General features: G+C 63.6%; 20 protein-coding genes. 8 read left to right on the forward strand and 12 right to left on the reverse strand.

The features are described from left to right. The first annotated feature begins 33 nt into the window (after positions 1-33). Positions 34-621 (forward strand): superinfection exclusion B family protein, encoded by a 588-nt coding sequence (locus tag MRK42_RS19935; protein ID WP_342014031.1) that lies wholly within the window; start codon positions 34-36, stop codon positions 619-621. A gap of 74 nt (positions 622-695) precedes the next feature. On the opposite strand, the gene MRK42_RS19940 is transcribed toward MRK42_RS19935, so the two are convergent. Continuing rightward, a complete protein-coding gene (locus MRK42_RS19940) occupies positions 696-1,559 on the reverse strand; it encodes an AraC family transcriptional regulator (RefSeq protein ID WP_201941395.1) in 864 nt (287 codons plus the stop codon). Continuing rightward, entirely contained in the window at positions 1,560-2,051 is a 492-nt protein-coding gene (locus tag MRK42_RS19945) for a GNAT family N-acetyltransferase (protein WP_042071016.1), read from the reverse strand. A 161-nt stretch (positions 2,052-2,212) separates the two neighbouring features. On the opposite strand from MRK42_RS19945, the gene MRK42_RS19950 reads away from it, so the two are divergent. Then, positions 2,213-3,658: a catalase gene (locus MRK42_RS19950; RefSeq protein ID WP_354688586.1), complete on the forward strand. Its 1,446-nt coding sequence runs from the start codon at positions 2,213-2,215 to the stop codon at positions 3,656-3,658. A 294-nt stretch (positions 3,659-3,952) separates the two neighbouring features. Here MRK42_RS19950 and MRK42_RS19955 read toward each other — a convergent pair whose 3' ends face one another. Further along, entirely contained in the window at positions 3,953-4,270 is a 318-nt protein-coding gene (locus tag MRK42_RS19955) for a DUF1496 domain-containing protein (RefSeq protein WP_042070939.1), read from the reverse strand. A 222-nt stretch (positions 4,271-4,492) separates the two neighbouring features. Between MRK42_RS19955 and MRK42_RS19960 the strand changes: the two genes are divergently transcribed. Both MRK42_RS19960 and MRK42_RS19965 read left to right on the forward strand, forming a co-directional pair. Then, positions 4,493-5,521, forward strand: coding sequence for a hypothetical protein (locus MRK42_RS19960; RefSeq protein ID WP_354688587.1), 1,029 nt, complete (start codon positions 4,493-4,495; stop codon positions 5,519-5,521). Positions 5,522-5,670: 149 nt separating this feature from the next. Continuing rightward, positions 5,671-6,447: a transporter substrate-binding domain-containing protein gene (locus MRK42_RS19965; protein WP_042070943.1), complete on the forward strand. Its 777-nt coding sequence runs from the start codon at positions 5,671-5,673 to the stop codon at positions 6,445-6,447. 9 nt (positions 6,448-6,456) lie between these two features. On the opposite strand, the gene MRK42_RS19970 is transcribed toward MRK42_RS19965, so the two are convergent. Next, complete coding sequence (locus tag MRK42_RS19970) at positions 6,457-7,296, reverse strand: helix-turn-helix transcriptional regulator (protein ID WP_201941386.1); 840 nt, start codon at positions 7,294-7,296, stop codon at positions 6,457-6,459. A 150-nt stretch (positions 7,297-7,446) separates the two neighbouring features. Here MRK42_RS19970 and tyrS point away from each other — a divergent pair, with 150 nt between their 5' ends. Continuing rightward, entirely contained in the window at positions 7,447-8,715 is a 1,269-nt protein-coding gene (gene tyrS, locus MRK42_RS19975; RefSeq protein WP_354688588.1) for a tyrosine--tRNA ligase, read from the forward strand. Positions 8,716-8,766: 51 nt separating this feature from the next. On the opposite strand, the gene MRK42_RS19980 is transcribed toward tyrS, so the two are convergent. The 4 genes from MRK42_RS19980 to sgrR all read right to left on the reverse strand — a co-directional run bounded on the left by MRK42_RS19980 (position 8,767) and on the right by sgrR (position 14,136). Continuing rightward, on the reverse strand, positions 8,767-9,480 hold the full coding sequence (locus tag MRK42_RS19980) for a hypothetical protein (protein WP_354688589.1): 714 nt from the start codon (positions 9,478-9,480) through the stop codon (positions 8,767-8,769). Between the two features lie 32 nt (positions 9,481-9,512). Further along, positions 9,513-9,908 (reverse strand): thioesterase family protein, encoded by a 396-nt coding sequence (locus MRK42_RS19985; RefSeq protein WP_026457237.1) that lies wholly within the window; start codon positions 9,906-9,908, stop codon positions 9,513-9,515. A 190-nt stretch (positions 9,909-10,098) separates the two neighbouring features. After that, complete coding sequence (gene katG, locus MRK42_RS19990; RefSeq protein ID WP_354688590.1) at positions 10,099-12,276, reverse strand: catalase/peroxidase HPI; 2,178 nt, start codon at positions 12,274-12,276, stop codon at positions 10,099-10,101. Between the two features lie 147 nt (positions 12,277-12,423). Continuing rightward, on the reverse strand, positions 12,424-14,136 hold the full coding sequence (gene sgrR / locus MRK42_RS19995; RefSeq protein WP_354688591.1) for an HTH-type transcriptional regulator SgrR: 1,713 nt from the start codon (positions 14,134-14,136) through the stop codon (positions 12,424-12,426). Positions 14,137-14,236: 100 nt separating this feature from the next. Between sgrR and MRK42_RS20000 the strand changes: the two genes are divergently transcribed. Further along, on the forward strand, positions 14,237-14,413 hold the full coding sequence (locus MRK42_RS20000; RefSeq protein WP_342014042.1) for a hypothetical protein: 177 nt from the start codon (positions 14,237-14,239) through the stop codon (positions 14,411-14,413). A gap of 107 nt (positions 14,414-14,520) precedes the next feature. Then, positions 14,521-15,789 carry an aminotransferase class I/II-fold pyridoxal phosphate-dependent enzyme gene (locus MRK42_RS20005; protein ID WP_354688592.1) on the forward strand — a complete coding sequence of 423 codons (1,269 nt, stop codon included), beginning with the start codon at positions 14,521-14,523 and terminating at the stop codon, positions 15,787-15,789. Between the two features lie 80 nt (positions 15,790-15,869). On the opposite strand, the gene MRK42_RS20010 is transcribed toward MRK42_RS20005, so the two are convergent. Together MRK42_RS20010 and MRK42_RS20015 are read right to left on the reverse strand one after the other, a co-directional pair. After that, entirely contained in the window at positions 15,870-16,772 is a 903-nt protein-coding gene (locus tag MRK42_RS20010; protein ID WP_223379478.1) for a DMT family transporter, read from the reverse strand. Between the two features lie 92 nt (positions 16,773-16,864). Then, a complete protein-coding gene (locus MRK42_RS20015; protein WP_026456877.1) occupies positions 16,865-17,284 on the reverse strand; it encodes a DUF2214 family protein in 420 nt (139 codons plus the stop codon). A gap of 83 nt (positions 17,285-17,367) precedes the next feature. On the opposite strand from MRK42_RS20015, the gene MRK42_RS20020 reads away from it, so the two are divergent. Further along, a complete protein-coding gene (locus tag MRK42_RS20020) occupies positions 17,368-18,969 on the forward strand; it encodes a diguanylate cyclase (RefSeq protein WP_354688593.1) in 1,602 nt (533 codons plus the stop codon). Positions 18,970-19,089: 120 nt separating this feature from the next. Here MRK42_RS20020 and MRK42_RS20025 read toward each other — a convergent pair whose 3' ends face one another. Both MRK42_RS20025 and MRK42_RS20030 read right to left on the reverse strand, forming a co-directional pair. Next, the gene (locus MRK42_RS20025; protein WP_042024988.1) at positions 19,090-19,743 is read right to left on the reverse strand and encodes an HAD family hydrolase; all 654 of its coding nucleotides are present in this window, start codon (positions 19,741-19,743) and stop codon (positions 19,090-19,092) included. 39 nt (positions 19,744-19,782) lie between these two features. Further along, complete coding sequence (locus MRK42_RS20030; protein ID WP_354688594.1) at positions 19,783-20,790, reverse strand: ABC transporter ATP-binding protein; 1,008 nt, start codon at positions 20,788-20,790, stop codon at positions 19,783-19,785. Position 20,791 lies beyond the last annotated feature (1 nt).

Here is a 20,791-nt window from a genome sequence, read left to right on the forward strand (position 1 = left end):
TCACTATCCACAACAGTTTGGGAAGGATGAGCGATGAAACGGTGGATCCAACATTTCTATCAACTGAACCGCCTTAACTGGCTGATGGTCTGGTTACTGCTCTGCTGCAGCATCATATTGCTGTTTCCGGCCGCTCTGATGAACGGCGCCGTCAGTCAGTGGGCCACGGAACACGCGGCCTGGCTGGGGGTCGGCATGCTGATCGCCATCTCCTACTTCTGCAGCCAGGGATTCCTCATCGCCTGGGAGTGGGGTTGCGAGGAGTGGCAATCACGCCGCCAGCAGGATCAGCTGGCCCAGATGATCGGCTTTCTCGACTTCAACGAGAAGGCGGTGCTGCGGGAGTTCGTGCTGCAGCGTAAAAGCGTCATAAACCTGCCGATCACCGAACCTGCCGTCAAAAATCTGATGGATGCCGGCGTGCTCACCTACGCCTATGGCAGACCGCTGCGGGAGAAGGATGACGAAAACCAGATCCGTGCCCTGATGATCGCCCTGCCAGCCCGGCCGCTGCTCACCTACAAGGTGCTGGGGCTATCGCGCGGCAAGATGAGCGAGGAGCAGGTGGAGCAGATCATGAACGCCCGTCCCAAGTTCGCCCAGAAGAGCTTCCAGCGCTAAACGCCGCTTCCCGAAAAGAACAGAGCCGGACACTGTCCGGCTCTGTTCTATCCGTCTTTTATCAGCCCTGTGGCTTACCCCTTGAGACTGGAGCAGAAGCTCACGTCATCCTGCAGCGGCTCGTTGCTCACGCTGTGGTAGAGCTCGAAGCAGGGGCCGTCGCCAAACTCCAGCCCGGCCGCGACTATGTCGCCGATGTGCTCCTGCCAGCGCGGCCCGTACTGGCTGCGATCCGTGATGAGGTAACGGGACTGGGCATAGCGTCCGGCGGGGATGAGCTGGGTCTCCACCTCCCCTTCACCACGCACCTCGGCCGGTACCGTGATGCCGATGTCGGTGCGGCACTGGGCCGGCGGCGTCACCTCCGGGTTGTCGTGGTAGATGAAGATCCACTCCCCGCCCTCCAGGCCACGCACGGCCGCCCACTGGTGCAGCCGACCGCAGACGGCGTCATATCCTTCGCCATAGGGACCGGTTACCCGGATATAGGCCAGGGTACGGGCATCCATCTCGACAGTTTTCATGGTGTTGCTCCTTGCTGATGTATGGCCTTCAGCATACGGGAGCAGGTCATCCCATGCGTGTCCCTCCTTGCTCTCCAGGTGTCCATTCTTGCGCTTGTCGCGGCGAAACTCCCCCGGGGTGCAGCCATAGTGGCGACGAAACGCCTTGGCAAACGCCTGGGAGCTGGCAAGCCCCGCCCCGAGGGCAATGGCGGTGACGCTGGCGTCGGTGTAACAGAGCTGCCAGGCCGCCCGCTGCATGCGCAGGCGCCGGCACATCTCCCCTGGCGTCTCGCCAGCCACGGCGGTAAACACCCGGTGGAAGTGATAGAAGGAGAGGCAGGCGCGGCTCGCCAACGCCTCGATGGAAAGGTCGGGATCCTGCTCCAGCGCCCGGATCACCGGCCGCAATCTGGCCCGATAGTCGACAACCACTCAGCCCGCCTCCCTGATCCGCGCCATGTAGAGGGCATCCACATACTCGCCCTGGCGAAAGGCGTAACCACGGGCCAGCCCCTCTTCCACAAAACCGAACTTGCGATAGAGCGTTTGCGCCGCCTGATTGTCGGTATAGACGGTGAGCTCGATGCGGCGCAGGTTGAGCCAGTTGTCGGCCATCTCCAGCGCCGCCGCCAGCAGAGCCGAGCCTACCCCCTTGCCGGCCCAATCATCCCTTACCCCCATGCCGATAGAGGCAACATGCTTGCGCCTGGGGTTGGGCTCGATATGGAGTGAAATATTCCCTACCAGCAGGCCATCGACCTCCGCTACCAGCGCCACCACGCTGCCGCTCTCCAGCCGCTTCTGCCAGACCCCCAGGGTCGGATAGGGCAGTTGCAGGGTGCCCGCCTGGGCATTGGGCATGGCGTAGAGATCCCGCAGGGCGGGGGCGTCGGCCGGTTCGGCATGGCGGATGGTGATATGCATCTGAGGCTCCTTCTCGAAAGCTTCATCATGCAGCATCACAAGGTGCCGGTCACCCCCTGCCACACCCATTTGCAATGCCTATCAAAAGGTGAGGAAAGGCCCATTGGCGCCTTTGTCTTGTGATCCGTAGGCTGGACCCCATATCAACGAGGAGAAGCATCATGACCGACAAGACCCTGCACAGCGCCAACGGCGCCCCCGTCGTCGACAACAACAACAGCCTCACCGCCGGCCCGCGCGGCCCCGTCCTGCTGCAGGATGTCTGGTTGCTGGAGAAACTGGCCCATTTCGATCGCGAGCGCATCCCGGAGCGGGTGGTGCATGCCAAGGGCTCGGGCGCCTACGGCACCTTCACCGTGACCCACGACATCAGCCAGTTCAGCAAGGCCGACCTGTTCAACGCCATCGGCAAGCAGACCCCGGTATTCCTGCGCTTCTCCACCGTGGCGGGCGAGAAGGGTGCCGCCGATGCCGAGCGCGACGTGCGCGGCTTTGCCCTCAAGTTCTACACCGAGCAGGGCAACTGGGATCTGGTGGGTAACAACACTCCGGTCTTCTTTATCCGCGATCCGCTGAAGTTTCCCGACTTCATCCACACCCAGAAGCGCGACCCACGCACCAACCTGCGCAGCGCCACCGCCGCCTGGGACTTCTGGTCCCGTCACCCGGAATCCCTGCACCAGGTCACCATCCTGTTCAGCGACCGCGGCATCCCCAAGAGCCTGCGCGAGATGAACGGCTACGGCAGCCACACCTTCAGCTTCATCAACGACGCGAACGAGCGCTTCTGGGTCAAGTTCCACTTCAAGACCGAGCAGGGTCACAGCTTCTACACCGATGAAGAGGCCGCCACCGTGGTCGGCCAGGATCGGGAGACCAGCCAGGCCGACCTTTACAACGCCATCGAGCGCGGCGACTTCCCGCGCTGGAAGGTCTATGTGCAGGTGATGCCGGAGGCCGAGGCCCACACCAGCAAGGTGCACCCGTTCGACCTCACCAAGGTGTGGCCCCACAGCGACTACCCGCTGATCCCGGTCGGCGTGCTGGAGCTCAACCAGAACCCGGACAACTACTTCGCCCACGTGGAGCAGGCCGCCTTCACCCCGGCCAACGTGGTGCCCGGCATCGGCTTCTCGCCGGATCGCATGCTGCAGGGGCGGCTGTTCTCCTACGGCGATACCCAGCGCTATCGCCTCGGGGTCAACCATGGCCTGCTGCCGGTCAACGCCCCGCGCTGCCCGTTCCACACCGCGCACCGTGATGGCGCTATGCGCAGCGATGGCAACGGCGGCGCCAGCCCCAACTACCAGCCGAACCGTTTCGGCACCCAGACCCCGAGCGGCCAGCACGAGCCGGCCCTGAGCCTGGAAGGTGCGGCGCTGCACTACGATTTTCGCGACTACGACGCTGACTACTACAGCCAGCCGGGGGCGCTGTTCCGCCTGATGGATGAAGGGCAGCGCGCGCGGCTCGCCGCCAACCTGGCTCGCTCCCTGGTCAATGTGGAGGACGACGCCATCGTCGCGGCCCAGCTCAAGCACTTCGAGCAGGCCGACCCCGAATATGCCAAGCGGGTAGAGCTGGCCCTGGCTGCCCTGCAGCGCTAAGCGGTCTGCCAATAAAAACGGGGGCCCGAGGGCCCCCGTTTGTACAGTCGCCAGTTGTCATGCACAAAAAACGGAGCCGAGGCTCCGTTTTTCAATGCTGCATCAATCCCGGACGGAACGTGCTTCCCGTTCTTCCCGCTCTCTGGCCAACAGGCGTTTGTACCACCAGCTACTGCGACGACGTTGTGCATTGGAAGAGCGACGAGCCATTTCTTAGGTTCCAGCCATGAGATGAAAGGAGGTGCATTATGCGATATGGATCACGTCTGTGTCTTTAGCTGGATCAAGAAAAGCTCACTGGCCGACGGTAATTGTCTGACGGTTTTTGTCCCTCGCCGGCTCGGCACTAGCCTCCACCGGGGAGCGCCAGATCAGGGGGCCATTGCTCTCCAGCTCGTTTTGCGGCCCGCACTCCAGCCAGGTATCTCCCTGCCGGATGCGCGCCCCCTGGGAATATTTCTGATCCTGGTACCAGCAGATACGCTCCGACAAGGCGTTCAGTGGCAACACCAGCTCGGTAGCGGCCGAATCACCCACGACCGTCGTCTTCAACGAGGCCTGCGCAGGGGTCTGCCAGAGAAGCGCCAGCAGGCAGGGCAAGAGGTATCTCATAGGGGTCATCCTGTTTTCTGTGGAAGCTCTTTTCAGGAAGCGACCACTCCCCGGGTTTACTTGACCGATAAATAGACGACTGGCTGGTATTCCGGAACCAATATGGTAGCCTGCCAGCGCCCGCCGGCAGCATCTCGCGGCCAGCAGCACATTCCCGGTGAATTTGTCGTTTCAAGACAAAATATAACCTTATTTATCAAATCGTTATTGGATATTATCCCGATGCGTATCATGCCGTTGCTCAAGGCGGCCTGCCTGAGCCTGATGTTGTCTGCCTGCGTTGCCCCCCTGTTGATGATGAGCCCCACCAGCCAGCTGATGTGGGCCCTGCTCAAGCCACTGGTCGGCTTCGACCCCAATGAAGTCAATTTGTTCGAACAACCGCTGCTCAAGGATCGGATGACCGCCATCCTCGGCCCCAACTACGACACCACCATGCAGCTGCTCAAGACCGCCAACGAGCTGCAGCAGGAGGGCCCCCTGTTCTACGTGATCTCCCGCTACGCCCCGGTACCGGACATCGCCAAGCAGGCCGGCATGGTGTGGAACTCGCAAACCAACCAGATGTCCGTGCTGCTGCAAAAAGGGGATGGCTCTACCCAGACCTTCGGTGAGAATCTGGCGGCCACGGCTCCCGTCTGGCCGAACGCAATGCAAGACTGGCAGAACAATCCCATCACCCAGGCAGCCGCCACCCTGAGTGGTGCGGGCAGCAATGCCATCCTCGGCACCGTCGTGAATGGGACCCAAGGCAGCGTCACCGACGCCCTGAGCCAGCAGGCTGGCAAGACCATCGCCGATACCGCCAAGCAGAGCGTCAACAGCGTGGCGACCTCCACCAGCCAGGCGGCCACCAAGGCGGTCACGACTCAGGCCAAACAAGCCACCAGCAGCGCGGCAGCCACCGTCAGCCAAGAGGCCGCCAAAGCGATGACGACTCAGGCCAAGCAAGCTACCAGTAGCGCGGCAACCACCGTCAACCAAGAGGCCACCAAGGCGGTGACGACCCAGGCCAAGCAAGCCACCAGCAACGCGGCAGCCACCGTCAGCCAGGAGGCCACCAAGGCGGTGACGACTCAGGCCAAGCAAGCCACCAGCAGTGCGGCAGCCACCGTCAGCCAGGAGGCCACCAAGGCGGTGACGACTCAGGCCAAGCAAGCCACCAGCAGCGCGACCGCCCCCCTGAGCGACGAGGCGCAAACCGAAGCCCGGACCCAAGCCGAAGCCGAACTGGAAGCTCTGTTCAAATGACAACAGGCCACCGCAAGGTGGCCTGTTTTTTTCCGCTCTATTGGATTGGCCCGGTGACGCAGGATATCCACCACCAGCTTGTGACGTTATGGCAAAGGGCACATAGACTGTTAGATAGTCTCAGGCACACTCGATGGAAGGAGTGCACCATGCGCCACCTGCTCGCGGCTCTCGCCTTGCTCTCTCTGCTGATTGCCCTCCCGGCGCCGGCGCTTATCTACTATTCCGAGCAGAACATGCCGCTCAATGGCCAAGACAAGGACGGAAAATCCATCGGTATGGCCGTCGAGCTGCTGCGCCTGATGTGGCGTGAGATGGGTGAGCCGGAGCAGCCCATCCACTTTCTGCCCTGGGCTCGTGGCTGGTACCTGCTGACCCAGCAACCGGATGCCGTGTTGTTCAGTACGGCGCGCACCCGGGAGCGGGATCCCCACTTTCTCTGGGTCTGCCCCATCAGCAATTCACGGGTCTCCCTGATGGGCCGCAAACAGAATGCCCCCAAAGTCGCCAGCCGGGAGGATCTCGCCCCGCTGCGGATCGGCGTCATGCAAGCCGATGTGGGGGAGCAGTTGTTGCTGAACCGGGGGCTGGCCCCGGGCAACATGATGGCAGTCGAGCGGATGGATCAGGTGGTGCGCCAGCTCATCATGGCACGCACCGATCTGGTGGCGGGCAACGAGGTGATGTTGCGCCATCAGGTCAGGGAGCTGGGCTTTCCCAACGAAGACTTCGTCACCGTCGCCATACTGGAAGAGCAGGACAACTGCTTTGCCTTCAATCCGCTGGCCGACAAACGACAGGTCGCCCGCCTGCAGCAGGCACTGGACAAGGTGCGCCAGAGCCACGAGTTCCAGCAGTTGCTGGCCCGTTATCAGCAGGCCAGCACCCTGCCCAAATCCCAGTCCCCTCTGCTGCGCATAAAATAAACACTACCATTACTCCCCCTCTCCCGCCCCGGCGGGAGTCTGTGGCGCCGTGATCAGGTGATTCAGGAAGAAATGGAACAGCTCGGCACGCGAACCGAGGCGCAACTTGCCATAAAGGTGCTTGCGGTGATTCTTCACCGTGCCACTGCCAATCCCGAGCTCGGCGGCAATCGCGTCGGTATCCAGCCCCTGCAGCAATAACCCGGCCACCTGCCGCTCCCGGCGAGTGAGCAGATCCCCTCCCACGCTCGCCATCCCCTGCTCCACCGCCCTCTTGATAAGGGCGCTGTCCGGCAGGGCGGTTTCCTCCGCCAGCCGCGGTTGTGCCTGCTGCCAGTGCTGGCGGCAAAGTGAGTGCACCAGGGGGAACAGCTCCTCCAGCCTGGCCAGCTCTGCCGCCCCAAGGCTCTGGCGCTTGCCGAGGCGCCCCAGAAACAGCACCAGGGTCAGCTCCTCGCGCACCGGCAGGATAAGCCCCACCTCCTCCTGCCAGCCGGTAGCCTGGTAGAAGTGCTGACGATAGTCGGGATCCAGCCTGCCCTGTGACACCTGGGCCAGGGTCCAGACCCCTGCCCCCAGGCCCGCCTTCAACGCCTGCATAAAGGGATCCTGACTGAAGTGGCTGGTGAGGTAGCGATCAAACAGCAGCGCCCGCTGATGGTTCAGGTTGTCATAGAGGTACACGGGGCGCTGGCCGACTCCCAACAAGAGCGCGCAATCGAAGGCCACCTGCTGGCGAATGAGGCGCACCAGGGCCGCCGGAAAGGCACTGCCGTTCAGGGCCTCGACCACCTCGGTCAGGTGGGGAATAAGCGATGGGTTGGTGCTGGATGAGTGGCTGCCGGTCATGGTGTTGTCGCTCCCGCTGCGGGGAAGAGGGCACCCCGTCACACCCTGTGATGCTAGCACGCCAGTGGCAAAACTGTCCCCTGGGGGACATAGCGGTGAGGCCCCCCCAACGGTGAGGATAAGGGCTTTTCCCCTGTTGTTGGAGCACCCATGATCAACCCCCATCTGCTTGACGAGCTGACCCGGCGCGGGCTTATCGCCCAGAATTCCGACCCGGAGACGCTGGCCTCCCACCTGGCCAAGCCGCGCACCGTCTATTGCGGGTTCGATCCCACCGCCGGTAGCCTGCATATCGGCCACCTGGTGCCGCTGTTGATGCTGCGTCGCTTCCAGCTGGCGGGTCACACCCCGGTGGCCCTGGTCGGCGGCGCCACCGGCCTTATCGGCGATCCCAGTTTCAAGGCAACCGAACGAACCCTCAACAGTGCCGACACCGTGCAGGGCTGGGTGGCCAGCCTGTCGGCCCAGATCAAGGCTTTGCTACCGGCAAGCGACGGACTGGCTGCCCCCGTGCTGGTCAACAATGCCGACTGGATGGGGCAGATGTCGGCCCTCGACTTCCTGCGCGACATCGGCAAGCACTTCTCGGTCAACGCCATGCTGGCGCGGGAATCGGTGCGCCAGCGGCTGGCCCGCCCGGATCAGGGCATCTCCTTCACCGAGTTCTCCTACGCCCTGCTGCAGTCCCAGGACTTTGCCGTGCTGCACCAGCGCCTCGGCTGCACCCTGCAGATTGGCGGCAACGATCAGTGGGGCAACATCACCAGCGGCATGGACCTCACCCGCCGCCTCCATCAGGCCCAGGTCTATGGCATGACCCTGCCCCTCATCACCAAGGCCGATGGTACCAAGTTCGGCAAGACCGAGGGCGGGGCAGTCTGGCTCGATCCGGCGCTCACCTCTCCCTACGCCTTCTACCAGTTCTGGCTTGGCACCGCGGACGAGGATGTCTACCGCTTCCTGCGCTACTACAGCTTCCTGCCCCTGGCGGCCATCGATGAGCTGGAGGCGGAGGATGCCACACGGCAGGGACGCAAGCAGGCGCAGCAGGTGCTGGCGGACGAGCTGACCGAACTGGTCCACGGCAAGGCTGCGCTGGCGGCGGCGCGGCGCATCAGCGAGCTGCTGTTTTGTGGCGACGTGGCCCGCCTCGGGGAGAGCGACCTGGCCCAGCTGGCGCAGGATGGCATGCCGAGCAGCCGTATCGAGGGGGAGACAGACCTGGTAAGCCTGCTGGTGGCCTGCGGCCTGGTCAGCTCGAAGCGCATCGCCCGCGAGCTGCTGGCTGCGGGGGCCATCAGCCTCAACGGCACGCTCAGGCAGGATGAGCAGCTGGGCCGGGGCGATCGCCTGTTTGACCGCTACCTGCTGCTGCGCCGGGGCAAGAAGCAGTACCATCTGGTGGAGTGGCTGGATTGAGCCCACTGACTGATACGACAAGGGGGCCGACATGGCCCCCTTGCTGATTTCTCATTGCGGCTTGTTGGCCCCAGGCAGCGGCCGCCAGGTGAGGCGAGTCACCTGGGTGCCCTGTACCTCGCACTGGAGGCCAAGATCCTGCCACCCCTTCTCCTGGCGCAGGGAGACCTCCCCCGCGATCCCCTGCTCGTCGACCTTGAGCTTCTCCTGCTCGAAGATCACCTTGTCGCCCCCGGCCAGCGCCATCAGCTTGCCACTGCAGAGCCAGTGGGCAAGATCGGCCCCCTTGAGCTTGACACCGCCGCTGGCCGCCTTGCGCTCCGCCGGGCTGGGGGCGAACAGCCCGGCCAGCTCGGCAGCCCGTTTGGTGAGCCAGCTCTCGCGCTGCTGCATGCTCATCTTGCTGACGAACTCGGCGGGCTGACCCTTCTCGTCCAGCCACTGGACCAGCTTGCCCTCGTCATCAAAACCGAACCGGGCGGCAGGCTCCTTCACACCGAACAGCTTGCCCCCCTTGAAGTAGTAACGGCTCTCCCCCTCCTGCTTGCCCTGCTCGTTCATGATGGGTACGGCGATGATGACGGGGGCACCGTCGATCCAGGCCTGGATGTCGACGCCGTCGTAACTCAGTAGCCGGGTATCGAGGGCACTATCGACCCCCTTTTCCATCAGGGTGAACTGCTCTTCAAGGGGGCTTGCCACGGCAGAAAGGGAACAGAGTCCCAGCCCCAGGCCGAGGCTCAGGGCGATCACGGTATTGCGCATAAGTGTCCTGTCATTGGCCATCAAGGCCAGGGTTAACTCTCTATCAGCCAGGCTCGCAGCCCCTCGCGATGGGTCTCGCTCAGGGGCAGGGACTGGCGGGTTTGGTAATCGAAATGGATCAGGGTCGTCTCGGCGGTGACGGCCAGCTCGCCTCCCTGCCAGGCTTCCTGCCAGAGCGTGAAGGAACTTGAACCGATGCGGCGCACCCCGGTTTTGATCAGAACCGGCTGACCGTAGAACAGCTCCCGTTTGAACTGCACCGTGTAGCCCGCGATGATCAAGTGCCAGTTGTGCACGTCCAGCTCGGGGGAGAAGATCCGGAACAGGGGATCCCGCGCCGATTCGAACCAGACCGCCGGCACCGTATTGTTGATGTGTCCGAGGGCATCTGTCTCCTGAAAACGGGGGTGGATCTGCATTTCCAGCATGGGGTGACTCCTTGTCAGCAGGGATTGGCGACTCGCCATCATTGATGGATCAAGATGTTACCCGATGAGAGACCCAAAAGGACAGGTACATGCCGCGGTGCTCGTCACCGCCATGGCGTGTCGCAACCTGGCCGGCCGGGCACCAAAAAGCCCCGCACGGCAGGCCATGCGGGGCTTGGTTTCAGGGGGATCAGTCCAGCAGATCGAAGCGATCCGCGTTCATCACCTTGTTCCAGGCTCTGACGAAGTCACAGACGAACTTCTCCTTGCTGTCGTCCTGGGCGTAGACCTCGGCGTAGGCCCGCAACACCGAGTTGGAGCCAAAAACCAGATCCACCCGGGTGGCCGTCCACTTCAGCTGGCCGCTGCTGCGCTCCCGCAGCTCGTAGAGGTTGTTGCCGGCCGGCACCCACTGGTAGGCCATGTCGGTCAGGTTGACGAAGAAGTCGGTGGTCAGGGCGCCCGCCCTGTGGGTGAAGACCCCGTGCAGGGTGCCGCCATGGTTGGTGCCCAGCACTCGCATCCCGCCCACCAGCACCGTCATCTCGTGGGCCGTCAGCCCCATCAACTGGGCACGATCCAGCAACAGCTCTTCCGGCGTGACCACATAGTCCTGCTTCAGCCAGTTGCGGAAACCGTCGGCCAGGGGCTCCAGCACGGCGAAGGAGTCCACGTCAGTTTGAGCCTGGCTGGCATCGCCCCGGCCCGGCGAGAAGGGCACGTTCACCGTCACCCCCGCCGCCTGGGCAGCCTGCTCTATGCCCAGATTGCCCCCGAGCACGATCAGATCGGCGACGCTCACCCCGCATTCTGCGGCCAGCTTGTCATAGACGGCCAGCACCCTGGCCAGCCGCTCCGGTTCGTTGCCGAGCCAATCCTTCTGCGGTGCCAGCCGGATGCGGGCGCCATTGGCCCCGCCCCGCTTGTCGGAACCGCGGAAGGTGCGGGCACTGTCCCAGGCGGTGGTCACCAGCTCGCCGATAGTGAGACCACTGGCGACGATCCTGGCCTTGACCGCGGCCACGTCATAGTCGCTGCGACCGGCTGGTACCGGATCCTGCCAAATCAGATCTTCGGCCGGCACATAGGGCCCCACATAACGGCTCTTCGGCCCCATGTCTCTGTGGGTCAGCTTGAACCAGGCGCGGGCGAAGGCGTCGGAGAAGGCAGCCGGATCGGCGCGGAAACGCTCGGCTATCTTGCGATATTCGGGATCGAACTTCAGCGCCATGTCGGCATCCGTCATCATCGGCTTGCAGCGGATCGAGGGATCCTCGACATCCACCGGCATGTCCTCTTCGGCGATGTTGATGGGTTCCCACTGATGGGCGCCAGCCGGGGATTTTTGCAGCCACCAGTCGTACTTGAACAGGAGTTCGAAGTAGCCGTTGTCCCACTTGGTCGGGTGAGTGGTCCAGGCCCCTTCGATGCCGCTGGTCACCGTATCGCGACCGATACCGCGACTGCTGTGGTTCATCCAGCCCAGTCCCTGCTCCTCAAGGCCGGCCCCTTCAGGCTCGGGGCCAAGGCGTTTGGCATCCCCGTTGCCATGGGCCTTGCCGACGGTGTGGCCACCGGCGGTCAGGGCCACCGTTTCCTCATCGTTCATGGCCATGCGGGCGAAGGTGACTCGCATATCCTGTGCAGTTTTCAGCGGATCAGGCTGGCCATCCACCCCTTCCGGGTTGACGTAGATGAGCCCCATCATCACCGCCGCCAGCGGGTTTTCCAGATCCCGCTCGCCGGAGTAGCGACCGCCCGGCTTGCTGCTCGGCGCCAGCCACTCCCGTTCGGAGCCCCAGTAGATGTCTTTTTCCGGATGCCAGATATCCTCGCGGCCGAAGGCGAAACCGAAGGTCTTGAGTCCCATGGACTCATAGGCCACGGTGCCCGCCAGGATCATCAGATCGGCCCAGCTGATCTTGTTGCCGTATTTTTTCTTGATGGGCCACAGCAGGCGCCGGGCCTTGTCGAGGTTGGCGTTGTCAGGCCAGGAGTTGAGCGGGGCAAAGCGCTGGTTGCCGGTGCCGCCACCGCCACGACCGTCTGCGATGCGATAGGTACCGGCTGAGTGCCAGGCCATGCGGATCATCAGGCCGCCATAATGGCCCCAGTCGGCGGGCCACCAATCCTGGCTGTCGGTCATCAGGGCCGTCACGTCCCGCTTGAGCTCGGCCATGTCGAGCTGCTTCAGGGCCTCCCGATAGTTGAAACCGGCTCCGAGGGGATTGGTCTTGCTGTCATGTTGATGGAGGATGTCGAGGTTAAGACTCTTCGGCCACCATGCCATGCCGGAGGTCTCGACCGAGGTGGAGCCACCGTGCATGACCGGGCATTTTCCGGGGGCACTTGCTGGATGTTTGCTCATCGCTGTCCTCATTTACTTTATGGTCAATAACCTGAAACAGCATGGCACAGGGAAATTGCATATTCTGTGCGCCTACAGCCGATTTTCTCCATTTCGGGGCAGGCAGAGCGATAGTGCGACTCCGTCTGTCAGCAGCCAACGGGCTGGCTACTGACGAGGATTTTCCTCCTCCGGCGGCCCTGCCAGCTCGGGCCGCAGCCAGGCGCTGCGAAAATCGAACCAGCCGAGCGCCGTCATCCGAACCCCGTGCACCCCGACCCGGCTCTCCAGCTCCAGCCAGTGGTGAAACAGCGGCACGAACCAACCCTGGCGTTGCACCTCGGCCAGCAGAGCGCGCGGGCCTGGCTCCTCGCCGCGGGTACGCCACTGGGTCAACCCCTGCCACAAGTCCTGCTGGCCGGCCCATACCCTGCGCAGCAGCGGCGTGCCCTGCAGCCAGGCGTAGGGGGCGAAGGCATGTTCATGCTCCAGGTTGAGGGTACCGAGCCAGAGATCCACGTCTTCATCTGCCCCGCTCACCCAGCGGCCGTAATCCAGGGTACGCACCTCGAGTTCGATGTCCTGCTCTGCCAGCAGGCTGCTCATGGCATTGGCACACTCGTTGAACTCCAGATGCTGGTTGAAACAGGCCAGCACCAGATGACGCGGCCGCCCGGCCGGCGCCGGCAACGGGGCCGGCTGCGCCTCGCGCCAGTGAGGCAGAAGCCCCAGCGCACTGGTCCAGCCCCGTTGCAGTTCGGGGGCGACCCGGGCCATCAGGGCGATGGGGTTGAGCAGCTGTGCCAGCCACTGGCGCAGGGCTGGATCCTGCAGGGATCCGGATCTGTCGTCCTGCAGCAGGAAGTAGCAGCCGGACTCGAGCTCGGATTCGCCGTGCATGGTGCCCAGCTCCGGGCTGTCGCGCCCCAGCTGCAGGTGGCTCTCCAGCCGCTCCGCCAGCTCGGGCAGCATCCAGATGTCGATTTCGTCGAGCAGGGCACGTAACCCGAAGTAGTCGTCGAACGCCTCCAGACACAGGTGCAGGGGATCGTTGGCAACCACCTTGTAAGGACCCGTGCCCACCGGCTGCAGGGCAAACCCCGCCTCCCCCTTGAGCTCGCGCGGCAATATGACGGCCACCGGCTCGGCCAGCAGGTGGGGCAGCAGGGGATCCGGGCTGTCGAGGTGCAGATCCAGGGTGCGCGGCCAGGGGCTCTCCAGCCGCGCCAGATGGGCGAACAGCGGGCGATCCCGCAAGGCGAGCAGGCTCTCCATCACGTCCTCCACCGCCAGCTCGCGGCCGTGGTGAAAACGCACCGCCGGCCTCAGGTAGAAGCGCCAGTGGCAGGAGCCGAGGCACTCCCAGTGGTGGGCCAGATCCCCCTCGATTTCCCCATTTTCCTCATTTCGCCGGGTTAGGCCGTTGAAGATCTGGCGACTGAGGTGCACCTCGGAGCGGCGCATGGGGCCGGTGGGCAGCAACTGGGGCAGCGGCCGGTAGTAGGGCACCCGCAGGATCTGACGCCCCTCCCGGGTGGCCTGACCGAGCTGTTCGATGAGCAGCGGGGTGAGCAGATCCAGCCGATCCTCGGCCAGCCGCACCGCCTGGGCGAGTTGGCCCTGACTAAGCAGATCCCGCAGCCGGCGGCGAGTCAGACTCTCCTGACTGTCGAGCAGGGTGAGCCGGGAACGCCGTCCCCTGCCCGCCTCCGCCGACCAGCTGAGCCAGCCCTGTTCCTGCATCCGGCGCAGCAGCAGGCGGGCATTGCGCGGGGTGCAGCAGAGCAGATCCGCCACCTCGGCGAGGCTGATCTCCCGCTCATCGCAGCCAAGCTGCTGGGCGAGTCGTTGAAATTGCTGGTAGAGGCGACCGGTCGGCATAAAAGAGGAAATCCTGTTGCAATAAGTCATCAGTTTTTACTTCCGCATTTTAGCTCAATACTGCCGGTGAACATGAGAGAGAACCCACAGGAGCCCCATCATGAACCAGGTCATCTCCCCCAAACCGAACCGGATCCAGCAGTACCTGCGCCGTTACTTCAAGCGGATCCTGCCCCGACCACTGCCGTTTATCGAGGATCCCATGAGCCAGCTCAATCGCCTGATGCAGTGGGACATGAACCAGATTGACGACAGGGAATATCGCCGCCGCCTCTGATATGACAGGGAATAGATACGGGAGATCTGCCTGTTTACATCGGCCACGGGACTGATAGATTGGACGTCTATCCATCCATAATGGTGACATCCAACAAGGAGTGTGTGATGAAAGATGCGACCCTGGCCCTGCACCACGGCTTTGCCAACGACCCCACCACCAAGGCGGTGGCCGTGCCCATCTACCAGACGGTGGCCTACGAATTCGAGAGCGCCCAGCACGGGGCGGATCTGTTCAACCTGGCGGTGCCGGGCAACATCTACACCCGCATCATGAATCCCACCAACGATGTGCTGGAGCAGCGGATGGCTGCGCTGGAAGGGGGCATAGCCGCGCTGGTGGTTTCGGCCGGTTCCGCCGCCATCACCTACGCCATCCAGGCGCTGACCGCCGCCGGCGACAACATCGTCTCCACGCCCCAGCTCTATGGCGGTACCTACACCCTGTTTGCCCACATGCTACCGAGCTTCGGGGTCGAGGTGCGCTTCGCCAGGGATGACAGCGCCGAGGCCATCGCCGCCCTCATCGATGACAAAACCAAGGCGGTCTACTGCGAGAGCATCGGCAACCCGGCGGGCAACATAGTGGACATAGCAGAGCTGGCCAGGGTGGCCCACGCCCGCGGCGTGCCCCTCATCGTCGACAACACGGTCGCCACCCCTGTGCTGTGCAAACCCATCGAGCACGGTGCCGACATCGTCGTCCACAGCCTCACCAAATACGTCGGCGGTCACGGCAACTCGCTGGGCGGTGTGGTGGTCGACTCGGGCAAGTTCCCCTGGGCGGATCACGCCGACCGCTTCCCCCAGCTCACCCAACCCGAGCCCTCCTACCACGGGGTGGTCTACACCGAGGCCTTTGGCCCGGCGGCCTTCATCGGCCGGGTACGCACAGTGCCCCTGCGCAATACCGGCGCGGCGCTCGCCCCCATGAACGCCTTCCTGCTGCTGCAGGGGCTGGAGACCCTGAGCCTGCGCATGGAGCGCCACGTGGACAACGCCCTGCAGGTCGCCCACCACCTCAAGCATCACCCCAAGGTAGCCTGGGTCAGCTACGCCGGCCTGCCGGGTCACCCTCACTACCTGCTGGCGGAGAAGTACATGGCCGGCCGCCCCTCGGCCATCCTCTCGTTTGGCCTGAAAGAGGGCTACGAGGCGGGGGTACACTTCTACGATGCGCTGAAGATCTTCAAGCGGCTGGTCAATATCGGCGACGCCAAGTCGCTGGCCTGTCACCCCGCCTCCACCACCCATCGTCAGCTGAGCGAAGAGGAACAGGCCAAGGCTGGGGTCAAGCCGGAGATGATCCGGCTGTCGGTGGGGATCGAGGCCATCGAGGACATACTGGCAGATCTGGATCAGGCGCTGGAGGCCTGATCGCCCCCCGTAGTCCCCTCAACCGACAGCAAAGAGAAGGCCCCGCCAAGCGGGGCCTTCGTCTCTCTGGCCGAGCCGTATCAGCGACTATCGGCCGGCACCTTGTCGCGGCGGGATTTCCACCACCAGCGCAGCCGGATCTGGGAGACCAGCATGCCCGCCAGCATCAGGGAACAACCGGCGACGGCGCGCTCGTCCAGGGTCTCGCCAAGCAGCAGCACGCCCCCCACGGCGGCGAACACAGTCTCCAGACTGAGGATGATGGCGGCGTGGGCCGGGTGGGCGCCACGCTGCCCCAGCACCTGCAAGGTGTACCCCACACCGACCGACACTACCCCTGCATAGAGCAGCGCCTGCCAACCGGCCAGTGCTCCACCCAGAGTCGGCGTCTCGATGACGAAGGCGGTGGCAAGACTGAGCAGGCCGCAGACCACGAACTGCACCCCGGCCAGCCGGATAGGGGCGACGCGTCTGGCGTAGTGATCCAGCACCAGCAGATGAATGGCCCAGAACAGGGCGCCGATCACCTGCAGCAGATCGCCAAAGCCGATGGTGAAGTCATCGGTCACGCTCAGCACATAGAGGCCGGCCACCGCGATCAGGGCCCCTACCCAGGTGTTGGCACCCGTCTTGTGATGGAGCAGCAGACCCAGCACGGGGACCAGTATGATGTAGAGCCCTGTGATGAAGCCCGCCTTGGCAGCCGTGGTATAGAGCAGTCCCACCTGTTGCAGGGAAGCGGCACAGAACAGTACCAGCCCGGCCAGCATGCCGCCCACCAGCAGTTGCTGGTGCGAACCCTGAGCAATGGTCGGCTGCCTGGCCTTGAGCCACCACAGCAGGGGTAACAGAGAGAAAGCGCCGAGCAGGAAACGCAGGCCATTGAAGGTATATGGCCCCATATGGTCCATCCCCAGGCGCTGGGCGACGAAGCCCATGCCCCAGATGGTGGCGGCCATCAGCAACATTAGATTGGAACGCATGACGATTCATCCTTAAATCGGCGTTTTACGGAATATCCTGTCCAAGATACCCGCCTCCCCCGTCCCTTGTCTGCAAGGAAAGCGGGTTTTATTCACAGGACCAGCAGGGCCACCAGCAACAGGTTGCTTCTGAGGATCCAGACCACCCGGAAGTGCTGCTGGGTGGAGATCATCGGCGCCTTGCCACTGCGCAGGGAGCGCCGCCAGCGATAGAAGAGGCGGCTGGGGTAGTCGAGGGTGGCGACGATCAGCAGAAACAGCGCCGCCTTGGCGAGATATTCGGGGTGGGCAAGAAGCTGTTCCATGGTGCGGGCCTGCGCCAGCACCAGCAGACAACCGGTAACGAAGAGGCTGAACAACGCCAGGGCGGCGATCCCGTCCACCAGCAGCAGCCGGCGCACACGCACCATGGTCAGACCCCGGCGAAAGATCAGGTATTCGATGGCCAGGGCCAGGATCAGGGTTCCGATGGCACCATCATGGATGACCGGGATCAGGGGGTGTGTCAGCATTGCAAGTTTCTCATTTTCCGCCTTTAGACGTGCGCTGCGCCATCATATATGCTGGAGTCACCCGAGACGAAAAGGATAGCGTCATGTCCCCAGCCAAGCCCAGGAGCACCTGGTCTTTGATTGCCCGAATGCGGCTTGGCCTGCTGCTGCTTTTCATTCCCGTCCTGTTGCTCGGCAGCATCTACTACCTGCATATGGAACGCACCCTGCGCCAGGAGCAGGAGAACAACCTGATGGCCCGCAACACCCAGTACCTGCATACCCTGATCGAACCCTATCTCGAAGAACTTGAACGCCAGTTTACGCTGATTTATCAGCAGGTAAATTATCAGGATTTCAGCGAGCCGCAGATCCACAACCGCGCACGCTACCTGCAGTCATGGCGTGCCTATCAGGCAGTAATGGAGCTGGATTACATCTATGTGGGCACGGAGCTGCGCCAGATGCTGATCTACCCGTCCTGGCAGGCGGATGACCAGTTCGATCCCAGAACCCGTCCCTGGTACCAGCTGGCCTCCCGCCATCCCGATCAGCTGGTCTGGACTGATCCCTACTACGACTACACCATGGGCACCCTGACCATGGCGCTGGCCAGAACCATCCAGGATCCGGCGGGCAAGCGGGTCGGCGTCCTCTCTCTCGATACCCAACTCACCCCCCTCGCCAACTGGCTAAACAAACGGGATCGGTTGGATCATCAGGAAGAGGGCTACCAGATCCTGCTCAACCAGGACGGCGTTGTGCTGGCGCACCCGGACCGCAACCTGGTGTTCAAACCCCTGCCCCAGATCGGCTGGCAGGTTCGCATGTCGGCCCCGCAGGGCTTCTTCCTCGATGAAACGAGCGACCTTATGGTGGCCTACCACCATATCCCCAGACTGAACTGGATCCTGCTCAGCGTGGCGCCGACCGCCCACATGCAACAGGTCACCAACAGCGTCTCCATCAACGTACAGCTGATGATCGGATTCGCCTTCGTGCTCTATCTGCTGCTGGCCCTGCTCTGGTCACGTTACTTTCGCCGCATGCTGGGCGAGATCACCCTGCTGATCAGGGCCAGCCGCATCGGCAATATCAGCCCCCAGAGCAACAGCAGGATGCTGGAGCTCGCCAACGTCTACGAGGAGATAGCAGCCGCCAGCCAGGACTTTGCCCAGATCCGCCGCCAAGCCAATCAGGACAAGCTCACCACCCTCTACAACCGGCGCTTCTTCGACGAATGCCTGCAGCAGCAGCTCGATGCCGGCAAGCAAATCGGACTGGTGATGTTCGATCTGGACGACTTCAAGCGGGTCAACGACACCTATGGCCACCAGACCGGTGATGTAGTGCTCCGGCGGGTCAGCAAGCTGGGCTTGAGCCTGTTCCATGAATGGGGCTGGTTCTGCCGCTATGGCGGCGAAGAGCTGGTGCTTATCTTCCGCCTCGATGAACACACTGACGTGTTTGCCTCCCTGCTGGAAGCCTTTCGCCACGGGGTGGAGCTGCTGGAGTGGCGAGAGCCCGAGCTGCGCATTACCCTCAGCGCCGGGGTGGCCATCAGCCACACCGGCGTATCGGCCAGGACCCTGGTCGAGCAGGCCGACAACGAGGTCTACCGCGCCAAGCGGGAGGGGAAAAACCGGGTCTGCTTTCCTCTGGCGTCAGCCGACCATTCCGCCCCCTCACCGACCGGCGACGGCTGATCCCCGCACTGGTTTTTCAGAAGCTGTCTGCAAAGCACACCAACCCACAGTGGCAACCAAAACGTCCGCAAAAAAACGAGAGGCCCGCAGGCCTCTCGTGTTGCATTCGGGGGACCAGCGTCACCGCTGCCACGCCAGGGTCGGCCAGCCCAGCTCATCTGCCAGCTGGCGCAGGGCCGGCGCCGGGTTGACCGCATGGGGATGGTCTACCGCCCGCAGCAGGGGCAGATCGTTGTGGGAGTCGCTGTAGCCGTGGCTCTCCCGCCAGGGGTCGGCGCTTGCGGCAAACAGCTGGTTGATGCGAGCCACCTTGCCCTCGCGAAAACTGAGGGTGCCGCGGGTCTGGCCGGTCAGCATGCCGGCCTCTTCATCCAGCAGGATGGCCACGCAGTGATCCATCCCCAGCATCTGCGCCATGGGGGCCACCAGATGCTCGCCGGAGGCGGAGATGAGCACCAGCTCGTCGCCCCGCTTGCGGTGCCATTCGATGCGCTCCACCCCCTCAGGGTAGATGCGCTCGCGCAGCACCTGCTCGGCAAAGCGGGCACAGAGCGGGTCGAGCCATTGGCGCGACTTGCCTGCCAGCGGCTGCAGGGTGAAGGCCATGTACTGGTGCATGTCCATCTTGCCCTGATGGTAGAGGGACATCATCGCCTGCTCCTCGGCGATCATGCCGGCCGGGGCCAGCTCCTCGGTCACCATGTACTCCAGCCAGAGGCTGGCGGAATCCCCCGCAATCAGGGTCTCGTCCAGATCAAACAGTGCCAGTGCCATGGGTGCTCCTCGCAGTGAAAATGGAAATGTAATGGGGCGTCATGCTACCTCACAGAGTTGATCCCGGGCCACCGCCAGGGTCACGGCGCCACCCACCGGCAGCAGATCCCGGGCCGAGCGGTTGAGGCAGTCCACCGTCAGCATCCCCGCCGCACAACTCACCTGATAGCGGATCACGTTGCCTAGCAGCTGCTGCCCGCTGATAACCCCCGGCAGGTGCGGCTCATCGCTGCGGGCGCCGGCCGGCAGCAGGGAGAGGGACTCCGGTCGCAGCGCCAGCTTGCCACGGCAGTGCTGGCCGAACAGGGCCTTGGCCTGCTCGCCATCGAGCAGGTTGTAGTTGCCGATAAAGCCCGCCACGAAGGCATCGGCGGGGCGGGTGTAGATCTCCTCCGGCGTGCCGCTCTGGACGATGGATCCCTTGTTCATCAGGAAGATCCGGTCCGACATGGTGAGCGCCTCCTCCTGATCGTGGGTGACGAAGATGGTGGTGAGCTCGAGGCGCTGCTGGATCTCGCGGATCTGCTGGCGCAGGCTGCGGCGGATGCGGGCATCCAGCGCCGAGAGCGGCTCGTCCAGCAGCAGGATCCGCGGCTGCACTACCAAAGCCCGGGCCAGGGCCACCCGCTGGCGCTGGCCACCGGAGAGCTCGGCCGGATAGCGGCGCTCGAAGCCGGTCAGCTCCACCAGCGCCAGCGCCTCCTGCACGCTGGCGGCCAGATCCCGCCCCGGCTGGGGCTTCATCTTGAGGCCGAAGGCGACGTTGTCCCGCACCGTCATGTTGGGGAACAGGGCATAGCTCTGGAACACCATGCCGATGCCCCGCTTCTGGGGTTCCTGCCAGGTGATCTCCTCACCGGCCACCCGCACCTGGCCACCATCCACCGGGGTGAGCCCGGCCAGCGCCCGCAGCAGGGTGGACTTGCCGCAGCCGGAGGGGCCGAGCAGGGTCACCAGCTCCCCCTTGCGGATGCCGAATTCGATCCCCTCGAACACCTTTGTCTCGCCGTAGGACTTATGCAGTTGATTCACTTCTAGATGGAACATC

It is taken from the genome of Aeromonas sp. 19NY04SH05-1 (genome assembly GCF_040581895.1).
In the GTDB taxonomy this organism is placed as follows: Bacteria; Pseudomonadota; Gammaproteobacteria; order Enterobacterales; family Aeromonadaceae; genus Aeromonas; species Aeromonas enteropelogenes.

Excerpts from the sequence above, each read along its gene's own strand:
- MRK42_RS20005 (WP_354688592.1), top strand. The coding sequence starts at position 14,521 with ATGAAAGATGCGACCCTGGCCCTGCACCACGGCTTTGCCAACGACCCC.
- MRK42_RS20030 (WP_354688594.1), bottom strand. The coding sequence starts at position 20,790 with ATGTTCCATCTAGAAGTGAATCAACTGCATAAGTCCTACGGCGAGACA.
- MRK42_RS20000 (WP_342014042.1), top strand. The coding sequence starts at position 14,237 with ATGAACCAGGTCATCTCCCCCAAACCGAACCGGATCCAGCAGTACCTG.
- MRK42_RS20020 (WP_354688593.1), top strand. The coding sequence starts at position 17,368 with ATGTCCCCAGCCAAGCCCAGGAGCACCTGGTCTTTGATTGCCCGAATG.
- MRK42_RS19985 (WP_026457237.1), bottom strand. The coding sequence starts at position 9,908 with ATGCTGGAAATGCAGATCCACCCCCGTTTTCAGGAGACAGATGCCCTC.
- MRK42_RS19970 (WP_201941386.1), bottom strand. The coding sequence starts at position 7,296 with ATGACCGGCAGCCACTCATCCAGCACCAACCCATCGCTTATTCCCCAC.
- MRK42_RS19945 (WP_042071016.1), bottom strand. The coding sequence starts at position 2,051 with ATGCATATCACCATCCGCCATGCCGAACCGGCCGACGCCCCCGCCCTG.
- sgrR (WP_354688591.1), bottom strand. The coding sequence starts at position 14,136 with ATGCCGACCGGTCGCCTCTACCAGCAATTTCAACGACTCGCCCAGCAG.
- MRK42_RS19980 (WP_354688589.1), bottom strand. The coding sequence starts at position 9,480 with ATGCGCAATACCGTGATCGCCCTGAGCCTCGGCCTGGGGCTGGGACTC.
- MRK42_RS20025 (WP_042024988.1), bottom strand. The coding sequence starts at position 19,743 with ATGGCACTGGCACTGTTTGATCTGGACGAGACCCTGATTGCGGGGGAT.
- MRK42_RS19965 (WP_042070943.1), top strand. The coding sequence starts at position 5,671 with ATGCGCCACCTGCTCGCGGCTCTCGCCTTGCTCTCTCTGCTGATTGCC.
- MRK42_RS20010 (WP_223379478.1), bottom strand. The coding sequence starts at position 16,772 with ATGCGTTCCAATCTAATGTTGCTGATGGCCGCCACCATCTGGGGCATG.
- MRK42_RS19960 (WP_354688587.1), top strand. The coding sequence starts at position 4,493 with ATGCGTATCATGCCGTTGCTCAAGGCGGCCTGCCTGAGCCTGATGTTG.
- katG (WP_354688590.1), bottom strand. The coding sequence starts at position 12,276 with ATGAGCAAACATCCAGCAAGTGCCCCCGGAAAATGCCCGGTCATGCAC.
- tyrS (WP_354688588.1), top strand. The coding sequence starts at position 7,447 with ATGATCAACCCCCATCTGCTTGACGAGCTGACCCGGCGCGGGCTTATC.
- MRK42_RS19950 (WP_354688586.1), top strand. The coding sequence starts at position 2,213 with ATGACCGACAAGACCCTGCACAGCGCCAACGGCGCCCCCGTCGTCGAC.
- MRK42_RS19955 (WP_042070939.1), bottom strand. The coding sequence starts at position 4,270 with ATGAGATACCTCTTGCCCTGCCTGCTGGCGCTTCTCTGGCAGACCCCT.
- MRK42_RS20015 (WP_026456877.1), bottom strand. The coding sequence starts at position 17,284 with ATGCTGACACACCCCCTGATCCCGGTCATCCATGATGGTGCCATCGGA.
- MRK42_RS19935 (WP_342014031.1), top strand. The coding sequence starts at position 34 with ATGAAACGGTGGATCCAACATTTCTATCAACTGAACCGCCTTAACTGG.